Here is an 18,216-nt window from a genome sequence, read left to right as displayed (position 1 = left end):
AGGGTTGGTGCCCAGTCGTCAAGCATCTCTGGGCACTTTGATGATCAGGCGGCGGGCTCGCCCTTGCTGCGAGAGAGTTCGACGCCCAGTTGTTTGAGCTTGCGGTACAGGTGGGTCCGCTCCAGGCCGGTTTTTTCGGCCACGCGGGTCATGCTGCCGCCTTCGCGCTGCAGGTGGTATTCGAAGTAGGCGCGCTCAAACAGGTCGCGCGCTTCGCGCAGCGGCATGTCGAACGAGAACTGCATGCCGCCGCCCTCGGCTGCGCGGGTCGGTACGCCATTGATATCGGTGCGATCGAGCGCGGCAGGCGTACCTCCTGCTGCGGCGTTGGGCATGGCACCTGCGAGTCCCGCCGCGGGTGTGGCAGCCGGCGTTGCCGAGCGCGGCTTTTCCTTGCTGCGCGACAAGCCCTGCTCCACCGCCGTCAGCAGCTTCTGCAGTGCGATGGGCTTCTCCAGGAAATTCAGCGCGCCGATCTTGGTCGCCTCGACGGCGGTGTCGATGGTGGCGTGGCCCGACATCATGATGACGGGCATGGTCAGCAGACCTTGTGACGCCCATTCCTTGAGCAACGTCACGCCGTCGGTATCCGGCATCCAGATATCGAGCAGGACGAGGTCGGGCGTTGCGTTCGCGCGGTATTCGCGCGCGCGCTGAGCGTTCTCGGCGACTTCAACAACGTGCCCTTCGTCTCCGAGGATTTCGGAGAGCAACTCCCGGATACCCATTTCGTCGTCGACAACGAGGATGGTGGCCATGCTTTTCCTCTATGTGCGGCGGGATTGCCGTCCGCGCTACGCGAGTTTTACGAACAGTATGGAAACCTGGGCGCCGACGATGTCGGTACCCGATGTGCCCGATGTTGTGCTGGATTGGCGGTTGCGCAATTCGATACGCGCTCCGTGCTCGTCCATGATTTTCTTCACCATGGCCAAGCCCAATCCTGTGCCCTTGGCTTTGGTCGTGACGTACGGCTCGAAGGCGCGGTTGAGGATGCGGGAAGAGAACCCGCCGCCATTGTCCGCGATCGCAAGCCGCACGGCTTGCCGCCGCGCGCCCGAGGCGTCGTCGTATTCTACCGTGTCAGTTTGCAACATGACATGCGGAGCGGGTCGCCCGGCCGCTTCATTCTCGGCCACGGCGTCCTGCGCATTCTGCAGCAGGTTGTGGATGACCTGGCGCAGTTGCGTCGGGTCACCTTTGATGAGCGGCAGATTGGCGCCCAGCTTGGCCTCGATGATGGGATGATCGCGGCGGTCAGGGTGATCGATGCCGTACAGGTGCAGCACTTCGGCGGCAAGCGCGTTGAGGTCCAACTCCTGCAGCATGGCCGGCGGCGTGCGGGCGTAGTCTCGGAAGTCATCGACCATGCGCTTCATCGCCGACACTTGGTTGACGATGGTGGTGGCGCCGCGTCGCAACACCTCGGCGTCGGCATCCGACAGCTTGGGTGAGAGCTTCATCTCCAGGCGCTCGGCCGAGAGCTGGATGGGCGTGAGCGGATTCTTGATTTCGTGTGCGAGGCGCCGCGCAACCTCGCCCCACGCCACCGAGCGCTGCGCCGAGATCACGTCGGAAATATCGTCGAACACCACCACATAGCCGCGTTCGGTGCCGTGCGAGCCCACCGACGGGCCGGGCAGGCGCGTGCCACGCACCAGCAGTGTGAGGGGTTCGTCTTCGTCTTCGAGCGGAATTTCGACCTGCTTCTGCCAGTGGGCCACTGCGCCGCCGGCGGCTGTGCTTGCGTCTTGTTCAGCGAAGGCCTGTTCGACGACCGGCGCGAAGGCTGCCACCGGCGTGATGCTGGTCAGCGCCTGGCCGACCCACGCGCCGAAGGGCTGTTTGAAGATGCGTTCGGCACCCGGGTTGGCAGTCAGCAGTACAAAGCGATGGTCGAACACGAAGACGCCCGCGGTCAGGTTGGTCAGTACGCTCTCAAGATAGGCTTTCGACTGCTCGAGTGCCGCGCGATTCTGCTCCACGGCGCGGCGCGCGTCGGCAAGCTGCCGGGTCATCTGGTTGAACTGTTGGGTGAGTACACCCAGTTCGTCACGCGTATGCAGTTCCCGCTTGGGCGAGAGATCGCCTTCGGCCACTTCGCGCGTGCCCTGGAGCAGCATTAGCAGCGGTCGTGCCAACTGCGCGCCCAGCAGCAGCGCCAACATCACCGCGATGAACACCGCCAGGAACAGCGTGAGCGTGAGCGTGCCGATGTACATCTTGCGCAGACCCGTGCGGCCGAGCGCTTTCTCCTGGTATTCCTGATAGGCGCGCTGGACGGCGTCAGCATTGCGGGCGAGCGCCTGCGGCACCGGCTGCACGAGCTGCAGGAAGCGTTCGTCGCGGCCGCTTTCGCCGATGAGGCCGAAGCCGCGCGACGTGCTGCTGCCATCTTCCGGCCGGCGATCTGCCAGCAAACCGGTGCCGGCCCATTTGCGCGCCGGCGTGTTCAGCCCCAGGGCGGGCTCGTCGCGGGACGACGTGCCCAGTGCCACCACCACATGCAACTGATACAGATCGCTGCGGCGGCTGTTGTTGCGTGCCGCAGGTGCCGAGGCGGCCTGCGCGGAGGCGCTATCGGTTTCGCTATCGCTGCCGCCTTCCAGGCTGGCATAGCCGCCCGGCGCGCGAGCCTGTTCGAGCACCGCCTGATCGGGCAGGTTCGGGACGAGCGTGTCGTAGGTGTTCGACGCGGTGGCGATCACGCGACCACTGGCGGTGAAGATGGTCGCCTCCTGCACGCCGAACTGCTCGCGCAATCGATTGAGCGTGATGGCCGTGGCCGAGGCGGACCCATCGCCCACTTGCTCCGCGATCAGGCGCCCCTTGTTCTGCAGATCGGCCAGCGCCGTGTCCATGGTCGAGCGGCCGAGGTTGAGGCCCGCCTCCAGCGCCGATTCGACCTTCACGTCGAACCACGACTCGATACTGCGCGACACGAACTGCAGCGACACCAGATAGATCAGCACCCCCGGCAGCACGCCCACCACGCCGAAGAACACCGCCAGCTTGGTCATCAGCCGCGTGCCGAACTTGCCGCGCCGCGCGCGCAGTGCCAGCGCCAGCATCAGCCCGCCGATAATCACCACCAGCAGCACCCCGATGACGAGGTTGACCTTGTAGAGCAGCGTGAAATACCGGTCGAAGAACTCGGTGTTGGCCGATGCGGCAGCCAGCAGGCCCACCAACACGATCGCAAGGAAGACGATGGTGCCCGCCACCACCTGATAGAGCAGCCGCTTGTAGCTGCGATCGAAGATCATTTGGCGGGCGCCAGCAGCGGGCCTGCGCTGGACGGGCCGGCGCTCATGCCCCAGCCCGGATTGGGCGACAGGCCCGCCGAGCCGGAAGCCGGCGGGGAAGATGCCGGTGCGCTGGCCGGTGGCGCCGCAGGTGCGGGCGCGGGGGCTGGCGGCGGCTCATTCGGCACCAGCAGGCTGAAGCGCTTCCATTCGGAGCTGAGATTCCAGTCGCGCGTGTTGACGGCGTTGATCTGGAACGGCTTGGGCAACTGCGTCACGTCCAGGCGCATGCGCACTTCGGCCTGCACGGTCTCGCCGGACTTGACGGCGCGTTGCTCGAACACGCGCCAGCCGCGCACGTGCTGCATGAAGTCGACGGCGTCTTTCAGACGCGAGAACGGCACCTGCAGGCCGCCGGTCGACACGCGGTACTGGCGCGTAAGCGGGTGATACGACAGCCGCACCACGCGCGTGGCGCTGATGGCGTGGTCATCGAACCAATACCAGCGCGGGCGGATCAGCTCGAATTCGACGAGGAAGTAGAGCGCGATGCCCTTGTTCACCGCATCTTCGAGGTTGCTGGGCAGATCGAAATCGAAATCGGCGGAGAGGTTCCAGCCGCCGTCGGCGTATTCGAGCTGGGCCCGGTTGATTTCGATGGATTGTGCGGATGCCGTGACCGGGCACCACAGGAACAGCATGCCCAATGCGACTAGCGTGACCAGTCGTTGCAGAATCTGCCGGAACCGGGATTGCAGCAGCCGGATCGATGGGCGAAGGATGACAGTCACAACGGTCGGTGCATCAGGGCCGTTTCTGGAAAACCGCGTAAAAGAAGCCGTCGTGATCGAGCGGCAAGGGCGCCGCGCCGGGGGCGAACCTGCTGGCCTGCGCCGCATCGGACGAGACCGGCAGCAACTGGCCGGGCGCGTGCAATCGTATCGCATCTTCCAGATGGCGTTCAAACCATTGGGCCTGGTCTTCGCCTTCCGTCGGAAAAATCGAACACGTGACATAAACCAACTTGCCACCCGGCTTCAGGCATGCCCAGAGGGCGCGCACGATGTCTCGCTGCAGGCCGGCCAGCGCCTTGAGGTCGGCCGGACGACGCAGCCAGCGGATGTCCGGATGGCGCCGCACGATGCCGGCGGCCGAGCACGGCACATCGGCCAGGATACGGTCGAATGGTCGGCCGTCCCACCAAGTGGAGGGCTTGGCCGCATCGCCGATGCAGAGGGTGGCGGTCTGGTCCAAGCGCGCGAGGTTTTCGCTGATGCGCACGGCGCGCGCGGCATCCGACTCAAGCGCCGTCACGTCCAGGCGGTCAGCCAGCTCAAGCAGATGGCCCGTCTTGCCACCGGGTGCGGCGCAGGCATCGAGCACGCGCTGGCCGGGTGCCACGTCGAGCAGCGTTGCCGCCAGTTGCGCACCGGCGTCCTGCACGGAGACATCGCCGTCTGCGAAACCCGGCAGTTCGGAAACGGGGACGGCGCGCGCAAGGCGTACGGCCTGTTCGCCGATGCGCTCGGCCTCGATGCCAGCTTCGGCCAGGCGTGCGAGATACGCGTCGATGGCAACGCGGCGCGGGTTCACGCGCAGCACCATCGGCGGCCGGCGATTGCCGGCGGCCAGGATGGCTCGCCACGCGTCGGGATACGCGCTGCGCACGGCGTCGATCCACCACATCGGGTAGTTGGTGGCGGCCGACGGGTCTGCCTGCATGTCTGCGACCAGCGTATTTTGCTCGCGCAAAAAGCGGCGCAGCACGCCGTTGACCATGCCCTTGCCGTGCGAAAGCTTCGGGTCGGCCGATGCGGCCGTGACGGTCTGGTCCACCACAGTGAACGGCGCGTACGGCAGCGGATCGTCCAGTAATTGCGCGAGCGCCACGTGCAGCAGGTTGGCGGCGCCTTCGGCAGGTGGGCGCGGGATCAGCGTGCGGATCAGCCAGTCGGTGCTGCCGAGCCAGCGCGTGGCGCGGTATGCGAGATCCTGGACGGCACCCCGCACCGGTGCGGGCTGGCCCTGGCACACGGCGTCAATGGCCTGGGGCAATGCCATGCCCTGCCGCAGCTTGCCCAGTGCAACAGCGGCAAGCGACAAGGCGTGGGCGAGGGAATCGGGCGGCAGGCGCATCGGGCAGCAGGAAATCAGGCGAACAAAAATGCAACGAGCCCGCGATGGGCGGGCTCGTGCGGACTGCGGAAGTATAAAGGAAGCGCCCGGCCGGGCAGCCGCTTTTACGCCGGATATTGCCCCGTCTGCGCCATCTGCATTAGGCGCGCGATGCGCTCTTCCGTGGCCGGGTGCGTGCTGAACAGGTTGGCCAGGCCGCCGCCGTGCAGGGGGTTCATGATCATCATCTGCGCGGTGGCGGGGTGGGCTTGAGCGGCGGCAAACGGAATGCCGGCGGCATAGCGGTGGATCTTGTCCAGCGCCGAAGCCAGCGCCTGCGGGTCGCCGCTGATGGTGGCGCCCCCACGGTCGGCTTCGAACTCACGGGCGCGGGAAATCGCCATCTGGATCATCGCTGCCGCCAGCGGCGCCAGGATCGCCACCGCAATCCCGGCGATCGGGTTGGTCGGGCGGCCTTCGCTGTCGCGGCCGCCGAAGAACATGGCAAAGTTGGCCAGCGCCGAGATCGCACCGGCCATCGTGGCCGAGATGGTCGAGATCAGGATGTCGCGGTGCTGCACGTGCGCCAACTCGTGCGCCATCACGCCGCGCAGCTCCCGTTCCGACAGGATATTGAGGATGCCGGTGGTCGCGGCCACGGCGGCGTGCTCCGGGTTGCGGCCGGTGGCGAAGGCGTTGGGCTGGGCCTCGTCGATGAGATAGACGCGCGGCATGGGCAGGCCGGCGCGGCCGGCAAGCTCCTGCACCAGCCGATAGAACTGCGGCGCGCTGGTCTCGTTGACTTCCTGCGCGTTGTACATGCGCAGGACCATCTTGTCGGAGAACCAGTACGAGAAGAAATTCATGCCCAGCGCGAACAGCAGCGCCAGCATCATCCCGCTGCGTCCGCCGATCATGCCGCCGATGACGATGAACAGCGCGGTGATCGCTGCCATCAGCATGAAGGTCTTGATCCAGTTGAACATGGGGGCGTGGCTCCTGTGGGTCTCGGATTTTACGACTTTGTTAGATCGCGATAATCGCTGAAAATTCAAGGGTTTGCGCGGGATTTGCGCGATATTTGCGCGATATTTCGCCGCAGATGACGCTTGACCCATCAACGGGTGGTGAACGCCAGCCGTGCGCCAAGCCCAATGAATGCCGTGCCGACAACGCGATCGAGCCAGCGCTTGATGCCCGGCTTGCCCGCCACGCGGCGCGTGACGCTGGCGGCCACCCACGCCACCAGGCTATTCCAGATCGTCGACATGACAATAAACACCGCACCCAACGCCAGGAACGCCAGCGCCTTGTGCGCGGCGTGTGGGTCGACGAATTGTGGGAAGAACGACAGGAAGAACAGCACGACCTTCGGATTCAGCACATTGGTGAGAAAACCCTGCATGAACAGAGACTTGAGCGGACGCGGGCGCTTGGCGGCGGAAGCTTCCCCTTCTTCGACGGGGGCGTCGTCGCGCTCGGGCGGCGCCAGCAGCATGCGGCCGCCCAGGTAGATCAGGTACGCCGCGCCCACCACCTTGATGACCGTGAAGGCCACGGTGGATGCCGCCAGCAGCGCCGTCAGCCCGAACGCCACTGCCAGCACGTGCACGCAGCAGCCCGCCGATACGCCTAGCGCCGACAGCAGCCCCGCTGCCCGTCCTTGCGAAACGCTGCGCCCGACGATGTAGGCCGTGTCGGGCCCAGGCGTCACATTCAGCAGAAACACGGCCAGCATGAAGAGCGGCAGATTGACGATGCCCAGCGCGGTCATGGCGAAATCCTCTTCTCTATATACATAGATGGGTCGGTTAACCGCGCGATGCGAAGCGTTGGCCAGGCTCGATTGCCAGGCCTTGCAGGAATTCGCGTGTGGGCAGGCGTTTGCCGCCAGGCTTCTGCAACTGGGTCACGCGGAGCGCGCCGGCGCCGCAGGCGATGGTGATGCCCTCGGCGTTGGCGGCCAGGACCGTGCCGGGTTCGGCATCAGCCGGTCGGTCGGCCAGCGCTTGCGCTTGCCAGAACTTGATCGTCACGCCATCGAGCGCGGCCGATGCGCCGGGAAACGGATTGAACGCATGCACCTGGCGCAGCAGCGCGGCGGCATGGCGCGACCAGTCCAGCGTGGCTTCGTCCTTGGCGATTTTTTCCGCGTAGGTGATGCCTTCGGCGGGCTGCGGCGTGGCGTCCAGCTTGCCGTCTTGCGCCAGTCTGGCGAGCGCCTCCACCACCATGCGTCCGCCGAGCGCGGCCAGCGTGTCGTGCAGCGTGGCCGTCGTGTCGGTCAGGCCGATGGGCACGCGTTCCATGGCGATCATGTCACCGGTGTCCAGGCCCGCATCCATCTGCATGAGGGTGATGCCCGATTCGGCGTCGCCCGCTTCGATCGCGCGATGGATGGGCGCGGCGCCACGCCAGCGCGGCAGCAGCGACGCATGGATATTGATGCAGCCAAAGCGCGGCAGGTCGAGCACTTCCTGCGGCAGGATCAGCCCGTAAGCGGCAACGACCATCACGTCAGGACGCTGGGCGGCCAGGGCGTCGATGGCTTCGGTGGCTTCCTGTGGATACTTGCCCGTGCGACGCAGCGACGGCGGCTGGAGGATCGGCGCGAACCCATGCGTCACGGCGTACTGCTTGACGGGACTTGCCTGCAATTGCATGCCGCGCCCGGCCGGGCGATCCGGCTGGCTCAGCACGGCAACGACGGGAAAGCCGGCCTGATGGATCGCCGCCAGGGCAATCTGCGCAAATTCAGGCGTGCCGGCAAACGCTACACGAAGGGTGGACGTCATGGATGGAAAACCGAAAACGAGAGGGAAGCGCGCTACACGACAGCGTAGCGCATTGGGCTTAGCGACGGCCGCGATGCGGCGTGTCGGTCAGCGGCACGATGGGCTCGGGCGACGGCAGCGCCTCGGACACGCCATTACTGCGCCGCTGGAACAGCGAGAAGGTTTCGTTGGTGTCGCCCGGGCGGCTGCCGCGCCACACCATTTCCCAGTTATTGCCGTGGGGGCGGCGGCGGGCATGTTCCGGGCGTTTTTCGAGCACGAGGATCAGGTCGCAGGTGCGTGCGGTCGGGTTGGGGTGGTGAGCGTCGCCGGCACCGCTGTGACCCAGGAGCCATTTGACGGGTCGCACGCCGGTTTCGTAGTGCATCAGGGCGCGTTCGCTTTCGCCCATGCCGCGCGTGGCCACGCAGATCTGCGCAGATTCGAGCACCGGTTTGATCGCCTGGAACAGCGGGCGGTAGCTGCGGGCATCGTCCACCCACGGCATCAGCAGGGTGCCGAGCAGGCCCCACACCATGCCCAGGCCCGCCGCCCACGCCACCACGCCGGAGCGCGCCGGCCGCAGCCACACGCAGGCAGCCCACAGCGCCGTAATGCCCCCCGCCGCCAATACGGCGACCGGATGGATCAGCATGTCATACGGCAACGGCAGCACGCGGCCCAGCATTTTGGCCAGCCAGCTCGGCAACAGTTGCCCGCCGCTGGTCACGAGGGCGCCCCACACGGCCCAGACTACCAGCCCGAGCGCGCCAAACAACGTCACCGCCGCACCCCATGCACGCGCGCGCCACGCGGGCGCAATCAGGAGAAGCATCGGCGCACCTAACAAAGCCAAGGCGGGTTGCAGCGGCATCAGGTACACATCGCGCAGTACGGCCGAGCGCAGCACCACGGCAATCGTGGCCAGCACGAACAACGCAACGACCAAGTGCCCCTGGTACGGCAGTAGCCACGCCGTGCGCGCGCCGTGCCCACGTTGCCGCACGAGCTTGTACAGCGACACGCCCAACACGGCCACCGCTGGCCACACCGCGGGCGTGCCGGTCAGGAAGATCGATCGGACGGTCGTCGCTAGCGACCCTTTCTCGCCACCCAGATGCGAGAAGCCGAAGAAGCGGCCGAGGTTGTTGACCCAGAACCATTCAATGAACAAGTCCGGCGATTCGCGCCAGAAGATGGCCGGCCAGATCACCAGCCACGGCAACGCCACCAGCAGCGAGAGGCCATAGAAGCGCCATGCCTGGCGGTTGCGGAAATCCGGCAGCAGTGCGATCGCCGCCAGCAGGGTGATGGCGAACAGCCCAGGCACGAGCACGCCCTTGCCCAGGAACGCCACACCGATGCCCGTGCCGAACCACAATGCCGGATGCAGCACGTCGACGCCCTTTGCGCCCCCGGCTTCGCTCTCTTTGACGAAGCGCACGAGGCCATACAGGGCGATCGCGGTGCCGGCCAGTTGCGGGACATCGGCAATGAACTTGTGGACGTGCTCAACCAACCCGACGCAGCCGGCAAATAGCAGCAGCGCGCCCAACGCATAGTCGCGCAGCGCAGCGCCGCCGGCGTCGAGCCCGGCTTCGCGGCGTGCGGCCAGGGTCAGCCCCGGCCGTCCGCGTGCGAGGTCTGCGCCGACGCGCAAGCGCCAGTCGCGCGCTTCGCTTCGCAGCAGGCGCGCCGTGCGCCAGACCGCCCAGCATGTCAGCGCCATCCAGAACAGCACCGCCACGCGCACCGCTTCGTGCGGCGGCATGTCGGGCAGCGCCAGCGCGGCCAGCGCGCCCGTCCAGTACATCAGCGGGGGCTTCTCGACGAACGGCTCGAAGGCGACGTTGGGAACGACCCAGTCGCCACGCTCGATGATGTTGATGACGATGCCGAAGGAATACGGCTCGTCGGCCTTCCAGGGTGCGCGCCAGAACGTGCCCGCAACGAAATACGCGCACAACATCAGCAGGACGACAGCACGCCAATGCCGCACCAGCAGTGCCGACAGGCGGCGCGGGCTGGCGTGCGTGCCTGCGTCAGCGGGAGCGATCGGCATCAGCGGGAGGGAGGGTGCGCGCCGACGTCGGCAGGCATGGGAAGGCGTTCAACGCTGCGGTACCGCGTCGCGTTGATGCTTCTTGAGCTTGGAGCGGATGCGCGTCTGCTTGAGCGGCGAGAGGTATTCGACGAATACCTTGCCCATCAGGTGATCCATCTCGTGCTGAATGCACACCGCCAGCAGGTCGTCTGCCTCCAGCTCGAAGGTTTCGCCCTTCTCGTTCAGTGCGCGCACGCGCACGCGGGCCGGGCGGTCGACCTTGTCATAGATATCGGGCACCGACAGGCAGCCTTCGTCCCAGACCTTGTGCTCATCACTTACCCAGATGATCTCGGGGTTGATGAACACGCGCAGTTCGTCGCGCGATTCCGACACGTCGATGGTGATCACGCGCTCATGCACGTCGACCTGCGTGGCGGCCAGGCCAACGCCGGGCGCCTCGTACATGGTCTCGGCCATGTCCGCCACGAGTTTGCGGATGCGGTCATCGACAACGGCAACCGGCTTGGCGACTTTGTGCAGCCGCGGATCAGGGTATTGCAGGATATTCAGTAGGGCCATGATGCTTGGCAACAACGGTTGCAGAAGGCCACGCTAACGAGGGGTTGCCTTCAATTGCGATCGCTTGGAATGTCATGCAGAATCGGGGGCGCTATCCGCCACATGGCTTAGGAAAAAGCCTGACGAATGTTGGATGCCATACCCCTCTTGCTGCGACGCAGAACTGCGTACAGCTGCGGCGGTGAGGCGTCGAACAGGCACGCGGACCACTCGCCGATTCTTCATAGAATAATGCGCCATCGTAACACACCGATGCTCTCTCAGCCCGCCATGCAAACCGCCACGAAAGCGCGCCAGCCTTACGTTTGCGCCCTCTCGGCGGTTGCCGCGGCAGCGCTTTTCTGCATGGGCGCCGCCCACGCCGCCGAGCGCACTGTGACGCCGGCGCAACAGGCGCAGGCCGCGACGGCTGCCCAAGCGGGCATCCCGGAATCCGAACTGTCCGCCACCGCGCCCGCGCAGTACACCGTGCGCCGTGGCGACACGCTGTGGGCAATCTCGGGTAAATACCTCAAGCGGCCCTATCGCTGGCCCGAGCTGTGGGGCATGAACCGCGAGCAGATCCGCAATCCGCATCTGATCTATCCGGGCCAGATCCTGTATCTGCATCACGCCAATGGCCGTGCTTGGCTGTCGAGTTCGCCGGCATCGGCGGATGGCAGCACGGTGCGCCTGTCGCCGCATACCCGCGTGTCGGGACAAGATGGCGACGCCATCTCCAGCATTCCCTCCGCCGCCATCGAGCCCTTCCTGACCCAGCCGATCGTGGTGGATGAAGAAACGCTGGCCACGCCGGCGCGCATCTTCTCGCTGCCCGAGGGCCGCGTTTATCTGGGCAAGGGCGAAAACGCCTACGCCCGCGGTTTGCCCACAGGTGAAGGCGGCCAGGCCGGCGCCGAATGGCAGGCGTATCGCCCGGTCCGGCCGCTCAAGGACCCCGTGACGGGCAACGTGCTCGGCTACGAAGCCGACTTCCTCGGTACGCTGCGCGTGGTGCGTGCGGCGACCGGCCCGCAGGCCGTGACCAAGATGGAGGTGCTGTCGTCCAAGGAAGAAATGGGCGTCGGCTCGCAACTGATGCCACTGCCGCCGCGCGTGCCGGTGCGCTATGTGCCGCATGCGCCGGAAGGCGACGTGCACGGCGCGGTCGCCAAGGTAACGGGTGGTGTGCGCTTTGGCGGCACCGACCAGGTGGTTGTGCTGAACATCGGCAGCCAGCAGGGGCTTGAGCCGGGCCACGTGCTGTCGCTGGCGCGCGCTGGCGCCGTCGTGAAGGACGCGACGGCCGGCAATGAGGCCGTGCAATTGCCCGCAGAGCGCTACGGCCTGGCCTTCGTGTTCCGCGTGTTCCCGCACGTAGCCTATGCGCTGGTGACGGACGCATCGAACGCCGTGGAAGTGGGCGACAGCGTCAGCAACCCGATGTCGCCGCAACCTTGAACTACGCGCTAACGCAGTCCTTGATTTGACCGATGCATCCCAGGTCGCGGCGCCCGCCGCGGCCGATTCCACAGCTTCCCTTTCCTGTACGCGCGATCCGGCTGAACTGGCCGCGTGGCTGCGTCTGACTGAAACCCCCGGCGTTGGGCCCGTCGCCGCGCGGCAGTTGCTGGCGGCCTTCGGGTTGCCGCAAGACATCTTTGCCCAGCCGTATGCCACGCTCGCCAAGGTGCTGCCCGAGCGGCAAGCGCGCGCGGTGCTCGCCGAGCCCGACGACACGCTTGCGGCGCTGATCGAGCGCACCGTCGCCTGGGTGAATGAGCCCGGCAATGCCATCTACACGCTGGCCGATCGCGGCTATCCGCCCCGCTTGCTCGAACTGCCGGACCCGCCGACCTTGCTTTACACCAAGGGCGATGCCTCGCTGCTGCGTGCAGCGGCGGTGGGCGTGGTGGGCGCGCGCAGCGCCACGGCAGCCGGCATCGACAACGCGCGCGCGTTTTCCCAGGCGCTGTCGATGGCGAGCGTGACGGTTGTGTCAGGCCTGGCGCTCGGCATCGATGCGGCAGCGCATGAGGGCGCGCTCGCAGGCCCAGGGAGCACCATCGCAGTCGTGGGTACGGGGCTCGATATTGTTTACCCGGCCCGTAACCGGGCGCTGGCGCATCGCATTGCCGAGGCTGGCGTGATCATCTCTGAATACCCGCTGGGGATGGGCGCACGTGCCGAGAACTTCCCGCGCCGCAATCGCCTGATCTCGGGTTTGGCGCGGGGGCTTCTGGTTGTAGAAGCCGCGGCGCAGTCTGGCTCGCTCATCACCGCGCGGCTGGCGGCCGAGCAGGGGCGCGATGTGTTTGCGATTCCGGGGTCGATCCATTCGCCGCTGGCCAAGGGCTGCCACCTGCTGATCAAGCAAGGTGCCAAGCTTGTGGAAACCGCTGCCGATATCCTCGATGAACTTGGCTGGGGGCGTGCTGCTGCGCCGGCCAAACGTGCGACGCGCGCGGCCTCGGCCGAGGCGTCCCCGGCCGCGCCGGGCGCAGCCGCGCGCCCGGCGCCAAGTGCTTTCGAAACTGCATTGCTCGACGCGCTCGGTTTTGATCCCGTCGATCTGGATACCTTGTGTGAGCGCACCGGCCAAGCTGCTGCTGCGCTCTCTGCACAGCTTCTGGCGCTGGAGCTGGATGGCCGCGTGGAGCGTCAGCCCGGCGGGCGCTTCCTGCGGCTTCCGTGAAAGCGTGCCTACAATAAGCGCGACCCCACCGTCACTCCGCTGGTCGCCTAGCGCCTTTTTTCATGCCACTGCTCTCGCCTGACACCGACGCCGCCACGCTACACGCGCGCATTCGCTCGGGGCAACTGCTGGTGGCGTGCCTGTGCGCCGAGTGGTGCGGCACGTGCCGCAGCTATCGCAAGACCTTCACCGAGATGGCGGAACGGCATCCGGAGTACTGCTTCGTCTGGGTCGATGTCGAAGACCATGCCGACGCGCTGGGCGATTACGACGTTGAAAACTTCCCAACCCTGCTAGTGCAGCGTGGGAGCGATGTGTTGTTTTTCGGCCCAGTCTTGCCTCACCCGGGAGTTGTTGAGGGATTGCTTTCGCGTGATCTGGGCGTTGCTCCCGTAGTGCCATCGGCCCCGGACTTGCGAGGCTGGCTGCTGGAATCGGCGTGATCGCCGGTCTTGACAACACTAAGCGATGCATGCGCCACTCTATTGCGCCTGAAAAGGAACCGCGCTTATGATTGGCGGCCAAATTTGCGACCGACCGGTGATTGATGGCGTCCCACCGAGCGCGCTGACAAGCGCCCGGGGCACTTGAAGTCGGCAGGCGTTGCCATAAGACTCTAAAAAAAACACGCGAACGGTCGCTATAGAAAAGCGACTTCTTCTTTACCCGATTACTTGCGATCGCCAGGATCCGCTCACATGTCCAAGGCTCTCATCATTGCCGAAAAACCGTCGGTCGCCGCTGATATCGCGCGCGCGCTGGGTGGCTTCACCAAGCACGACGAGTACTTTGAGAGCGACGACTACGTCCTCTCCTCGGCGGTTGGCCACCTGGTCGAGATTGCTGCCCCCGACGAATACGAAGTCAAGCGCGGGAAATGGAGCTTCGCCCATCTGCCGGTGATCCCGCCGCACTTTGACCTGCGCCCGATCGCCAAGTCGGAATCGCGCCTGAAGGTGCTGACGCGGCTGATCAAGCGCAAGGACGTGACCGGCCTGATCAATGCCTGTGACGCGGGGCGCGAAGGTGAGTTGATCTTCCGCCTGATCGCGCAACACGCGAACACCAAGCTGCCGGTGAAACGGCTGTGGCTGCAGTCGATGACGCCGCAATCCATCCGTGATGGCTTTGGCAAGCTGCGCAGCAACGAAGACATGATGCCGCTGGCCGATGCTGCCCGCTGCCGTTCCGAGGCCGACTGGCTGGTCGGTATCAACGGCACGCGCGCCATGACTGCGTTCAACAGCAAGGGTGGCGGCTTCTTCCTGACCACCGTGGGCCGCGTGCAAACGCCCACGCTGTCGATCGTGGTAGAGCGCGAAGAGAAGATCAAACGCTTCGTCCCGCGCGATTACTGGGAAGTGCGCGCTGAATTCATCGCCGCGGCCGGCTTGTACGAAGGCCGTTGGTTCGACCCGAAGTTCAAGAGGAACGAGTTCGACCCCGAGCAGCGCGATTCGCGCCTCTGGAGCGAGGCCGAGGCCAAAAGCATCGTGGCTGCGTGCCGCGACAAGCCGGGCACCGTGACGGAAGAATCGAAGCCGTCGACGCAGATGTCGCCGGCGCTGTTCGACCTGACGAGCCTGCAGCGCGAGGCCAACGGCCGCTTCGGCTTCTCGGCCAAAAACACGCTGGGCCTGGCGCAGGCGCTGTACGAAAAGCACAAGGTGCTGACCTATCCGCGTACCGATTCGCGCGCGCTGCCCGAAGACTACTTGGGCACGGTCAAGCAGACGCTGGACATGCTGGGCGAAAGCTCGCCCAACTATCTGACGCACGCGAAGAAGATCCTCGCCAACCAGTGGGTCAAGCCGAACAAGCGGATCTTCGACAACAGCAAGATCAGCGATCACTTCGCCATCATCCCGACGCTGCAGGCACCGAAGAATTTGTCGGAGCCGGAGCAGAAGCTGTACGACCTGGTGGTGCGCCGCTTCCTGGCGGTGTTCTTCCCGGCGGCCGAATACCAGGTCACCACGCGCGTGACCGAGGTGGCCGGGCATCACTTCAAGACCGAAGGCAAGGTGCTGGTGAACCCGGGTTGGCTGGTCGTGTACGGCCGCGAGGCGCAGGGCGAAGATGCGAACCTCGTGCCGGTCGCCAAGGACGAGAAGGTCAAGACGGACAAGATCGAGCCGGTTGGCCTCACCACCAAGCCGCCCGCACGCTATAACGAAGCGACGCTGCTCTCCGCCATGGAAGGCGCCGGCAAGCTCGTCGACGACGATGCGTTGCGCGAAGCCATGGCAGGCAAGGGCCTGGGCACGCCAGCCACCCGCGCGGCCATCATCGAAGGATTGCTGACGGAAAAGTACCTTGTGCGCGAAGGCCGCGAACTGATCCCGACCGCCAAGGCGTTCCAGCTGATGACGCTGCTGCGTGGCCTGGGCGTGGAGGAACTGACGCAAGCGGAGTTGACCGGCGGCTGGGAGCACAAGCTTTCCCTCATCGAGCGTGGTCAGCTGGAGCGCGACGAATTCATGCGCGAGATCGCGCAGATGACGCAGCAGATCGTCAAACGCGCCAAGGAATACGACAGCGACACCATCCCCGGCGACTACGCAACGCTTTCCACGCCGTGCCCGCAATGCGGCCACGTGGTCAAGGAAAACTACCGCCGCTTCGCCTGCAGCCACTGCGACTTCTCGATCAGCAAGATTCCGGGTGGCCGCCAGTTCGAGCTGGACGAGGTGGAGGAGTTGCTGACCAACAAGACCATCGGCCCGCTGCAGGGCTTCCGCAGCAAGATGGGCCGTCCGTTTGCGGCCATCCTCAAGCTGGCGCAGGAAGATGGTCATTGGAAGATGGAGTTCGACTTCGGCCAGAACGACGAAGACGATGGCGAGCCGGTCGATTTCTCGGGTCAGGAAAGCGTCGGCCACTGCCCCAAGTGCAACGGCAACGTCTACGAGCACGGCCTGAAGTACGTGTGCGAAAACGCTGTGGCGCAGCCCAAGACCTGCGACTTCACCACCGGCAAGATCATCCTGCAGCAGGAGATCAGCCGCGAGCAGCTGGCCAAGCTGCTGGCCGAGGGCAAGACCGACTTGCTGACCGGCTTCAAGTCGGCGCGCACGGGCCGCAACTTCAAGGCGTTCCTGGTCAAGCAACCGGACGGCAAGATCGGCTTCGAATTCGAGCCGCGCGGCGAAGGCAAGGGCAAGCCCGGCGCCAAGACCGCGGCGAAGAAGACGACCGCTGCGGCTAAAACGCCTGCCGCCAAGAAGGCGCCGGCCAAGACCGCAGGCAAGACGGCAGCCAAGAAGGCGCCGGCACGCAAGAAAGCCGCTGAAACCGAGGCCGACGAGGAAAGCACCAGCGAGACCTGAACGCGGTTTCGCAGGGACCAACGCAAACGGGAGGACGCTGTCCTCCCGTTTTGCTTTGGCGATAGGGCGTGGCTTATGCGGCTTCGCTCAGGCCTCGGCCGGCGCGCGCCTCGCTGTGCTTGACCTCCATCGCCTGGGCCAGCATGTAATCGATGAACGTGCGTACCTTTGTCGGCAGGAACTTGCGGCTCGGATACACCAGCGACAGCGACCGATGCGGCAGCTTGTATTGCGGCAGCACGCGCACCAGGCGTCCAGACTCCAGGTCCGGCCGGGCCATGTACGACGACAGAATCGCGATGCCCATGTCGGCGAGCACCGCGCGGTGCATGAGTTCGGCGTTGCTGGTGACGAGCGAGGGCTGCACCGGCACCGAAATCGACTGGCCGTCGGCGGTGCTCATCTCCCACTCGTGGCGCAATTGCGGGTGCCACATCGCAATGACTCGGTGCTCGGCAATGTCTTCGGCGCGCTGCGGCGTGGAATGCTGGCGGAGATAAGCGGGAGTGGCTGCCATGACCATCTCGGCGGAAATCATGCGGCGCGCCACCAGGTGCGAGCCGAGGCCGAGTTCCGAGACCATGATGCCGACGTCGCGGCCGTCCTCGACGATGTCGATCGGGCGGTCGGACAGCGCCACGTCAAACGTCACCTCGGGATAAAGCTGTTGGAAGCGCGCGAGCAACATCGGGAGCACATGCAGCCCGAACATGACAGGGGCAACGATGCGCAGGCCACCGACCAGTGCCTGGCTGCGCGACGTGGCGAGCGATTCCGCCTCGTCAATGTCGAGCAGGATCTGCGCACAGCGCTGCAGGTAGGTTTCGCCCACGTCGGTCAGCGACAGGCTGCGCGTGGTGCGGTTGAGCAGGCGCGTGCCGAGATGCGCCTCAAGGTCGGCCACGTAACGTGTGACCACGGCATTGCTCATCGACAGATGCTGGGCCGCCCGGGCGAAGCTGCCAAGCTCCACCACCTTGGAAAACACCCGCATCGACTGCAAACGATCCATTCCAGCCTCTCACATAATTTGTTGTCAAAAATAGAACAAATCTGTCGTGACAGCAAATGTTTAATATTGACACAAGCAATTCACTGCCTAGGGACGTTCCTTGAATGTGAGTGCACGCTCATGTGAGAATGCCGCCCCAGTTACGTTTGCGATGTTTTGTTGCCAGGGCTGCGTATCCGACTTCTCACCGATTGACGCAACAGCAGATTTGCGCAGAGACTCTATACCGAGCGGTAGATTTTTTGGGATTCGTCTTGCGCGAGGTCATGTTTGACCCGAATCGTGGGTGGAACGCGGTCTTGCGCAAATCGGTGCGGCGGTGGCCATATGGCTTCGCCATACTCGACCAATGGATGCCGCGAACCCTGACCCGCATGAGCGCCCCGCAACGAGGGCAGCCATCACGGCCGATGTGTCGCCCCGCGATGCCGGCGGCCGAGG

14 protein-coding genes are annotated in these 18,216 nt (G+C 65.4%); 4 read left to right on the top strand and 10 right to left on the bottom strand.

Annotated elements, in window-relative coordinates:
- Window positions 1-44: 44 nt before the first annotated feature.
- From DOD19_RS15205 to def, 9 genes are all read right to left on the bottom strand, one after another.
- Window positions 45-758, bottom strand: coding sequence for a response regulator (locus DOD19_RS15205; RefSeq protein WP_112186342.1), 714 nt, complete (start codon window positions 756-758; stop codon window positions 45-47).
- 36 nt (window positions 759-794) lie between these two features.
- Window positions 795-3,266 (bottom strand): PAS domain-containing sensor histidine kinase, encoded by a 2,472-nt coding sequence (locus DOD19_RS15200; protein ID WP_112186339.1) that lies wholly within the window; start codon window positions 3,264-3,266, stop codon window positions 795-797.
- Entirely contained in the window at window positions 3,263-4,036 is a 774-nt protein-coding gene (locus DOD19_RS15195) for a DUF4390 domain-containing protein (RefSeq protein ID WP_112186337.1), read from the bottom strand. The genes DOD19_RS15200 and DOD19_RS15195 overlap by 4 nt, the downstream gene beginning before the upstream one ends.
- A gap of 13 nt (window positions 4,037-4,049) precedes the next feature.
- Window positions 4,050-5,381, bottom strand: coding sequence for a 16S rRNA (cytosine(967)-C(5))-methyltransferase RsmB (rsmB, locus tag DOD19_RS15190; protein WP_112186335.1), 1,332 nt, complete (start codon window positions 5,379-5,381; stop codon window positions 4,050-4,052).
- 104 nt (window positions 5,382-5,485) lie between these two features.
- Entirely contained in the window at window positions 5,486-6,346 is an 861-nt protein-coding gene (gene htpX / locus DOD19_RS15185) for a zinc metalloprotease HtpX (RefSeq protein WP_112186333.1), read from the bottom strand.
- Between the two features lie 131 nt (window positions 6,347-6,477).
- Window positions 6,478-7,134 carry a LysE family translocator gene (locus tag DOD19_RS15180; RefSeq protein WP_024977070.1) on the bottom strand — a complete coding sequence of 219 codons (657 nt, stop codon included), beginning with the start codon at window positions 7,132-7,134 and terminating at the stop codon, window positions 6,478-6,480.
- Between the two features lie 37 nt (window positions 7,135-7,171).
- A complete protein-coding gene (fmt, locus tag DOD19_RS15175) occupies window positions 7,172-8,155 on the bottom strand; it encodes a methionyl-tRNA formyltransferase (RefSeq protein WP_112186331.1) in 984 nt (327 codons plus the stop codon).
- Window positions 8,156-8,213: 58 nt separating this feature from the next.
- Window positions 8,214-10,196: a glycosyltransferase family 39 protein gene (locus DOD19_RS15170; protein WP_112186329.1), complete on the bottom strand. Its 1,983-nt coding sequence runs from the start codon at window positions 10,194-10,196 to the stop codon at window positions 8,214-8,216.
- Between the two features lie 48 nt (window positions 10,197-10,244).
- Complete coding sequence (gene def / locus DOD19_RS15165; protein ID WP_024977067.1) at window positions 10,245-10,760, bottom strand: peptide deformylase; 516 nt, start codon at window positions 10,758-10,760, stop codon at window positions 10,245-10,247.
- Between the two features lie 252 nt (window positions 10,761-11,012).
- Here def and DOD19_RS15160 point away from each other — a divergent pair, with 252 nt between their 5' ends.
- The 4 genes from DOD19_RS15160 (at window position 11,013) to DOD19_RS15145 (ending at window position 16,763) form a co-directional block, all read left to right on the top strand.
- Window positions 11,013-12,200, top strand: a complete 1,188-nt coding sequence (locus DOD19_RS15160) for a LysM peptidoglycan-binding domain-containing protein (protein WP_112186327.1) — start codon at window positions 11,013-11,015, stop codon at window positions 12,198-12,200.
- 25 nt (window positions 12,201-12,225) lie between these two features.
- Window positions 12,226-13,434 carry a DNA-processing protein DprA gene (gene dprA / locus DOD19_RS15155; protein ID WP_112186325.1) on the top strand — a complete coding sequence of 403 codons (1,209 nt, stop codon included), beginning with the start codon at window positions 12,226-12,228 and terminating at the stop codon, window positions 13,432-13,434.
- A 62-nt stretch (window positions 13,435-13,496) separates the two neighbouring features.
- A complete protein-coding gene (locus DOD19_RS15150; RefSeq protein ID WP_024977064.1) occupies window positions 13,497-13,877 on the top strand; it encodes a thioredoxin family protein in 381 nt (126 codons plus the stop codon).
- A gap of 255 nt (window positions 13,878-14,132) precedes the next feature.
- Window positions 14,133-16,763, top strand: a complete 2,631-nt coding sequence (locus DOD19_RS15145) for a DNA topoisomerase III (RefSeq protein ID WP_024977063.1) — start codon at window positions 14,133-14,135, stop codon at window positions 16,761-16,763.
- 73 nt (window positions 16,764-16,836) lie between these two features.
- Here the strand turns inward: DOD19_RS15145 and DOD19_RS15140 are convergent, their stop codons facing one another.
- Window positions 16,837-17,775, bottom strand: coding sequence for a LysR family transcriptional regulator (locus DOD19_RS15140; RefSeq protein WP_024977062.1), 939 nt, complete (start codon window positions 17,773-17,775; stop codon window positions 16,837-16,839).
- Window positions 17,776-18,216 lie beyond the last annotated feature (441 nt).

Origin of the sequence: Ralstonia sp. GX3-BWBA (assembly GCF_003290055.1) — a bacterium.
Lineage (GTDB): Bacteria > Pseudomonadota > Gammaproteobacteria > Burkholderiales > Burkholderiaceae > Ralstonia > Ralstonia holmesii.
The sequence above is the reverse complement of the archived record's forward strand: the minus strand, read 5'-3'. Positions and strand labels throughout refer to the sequence as shown.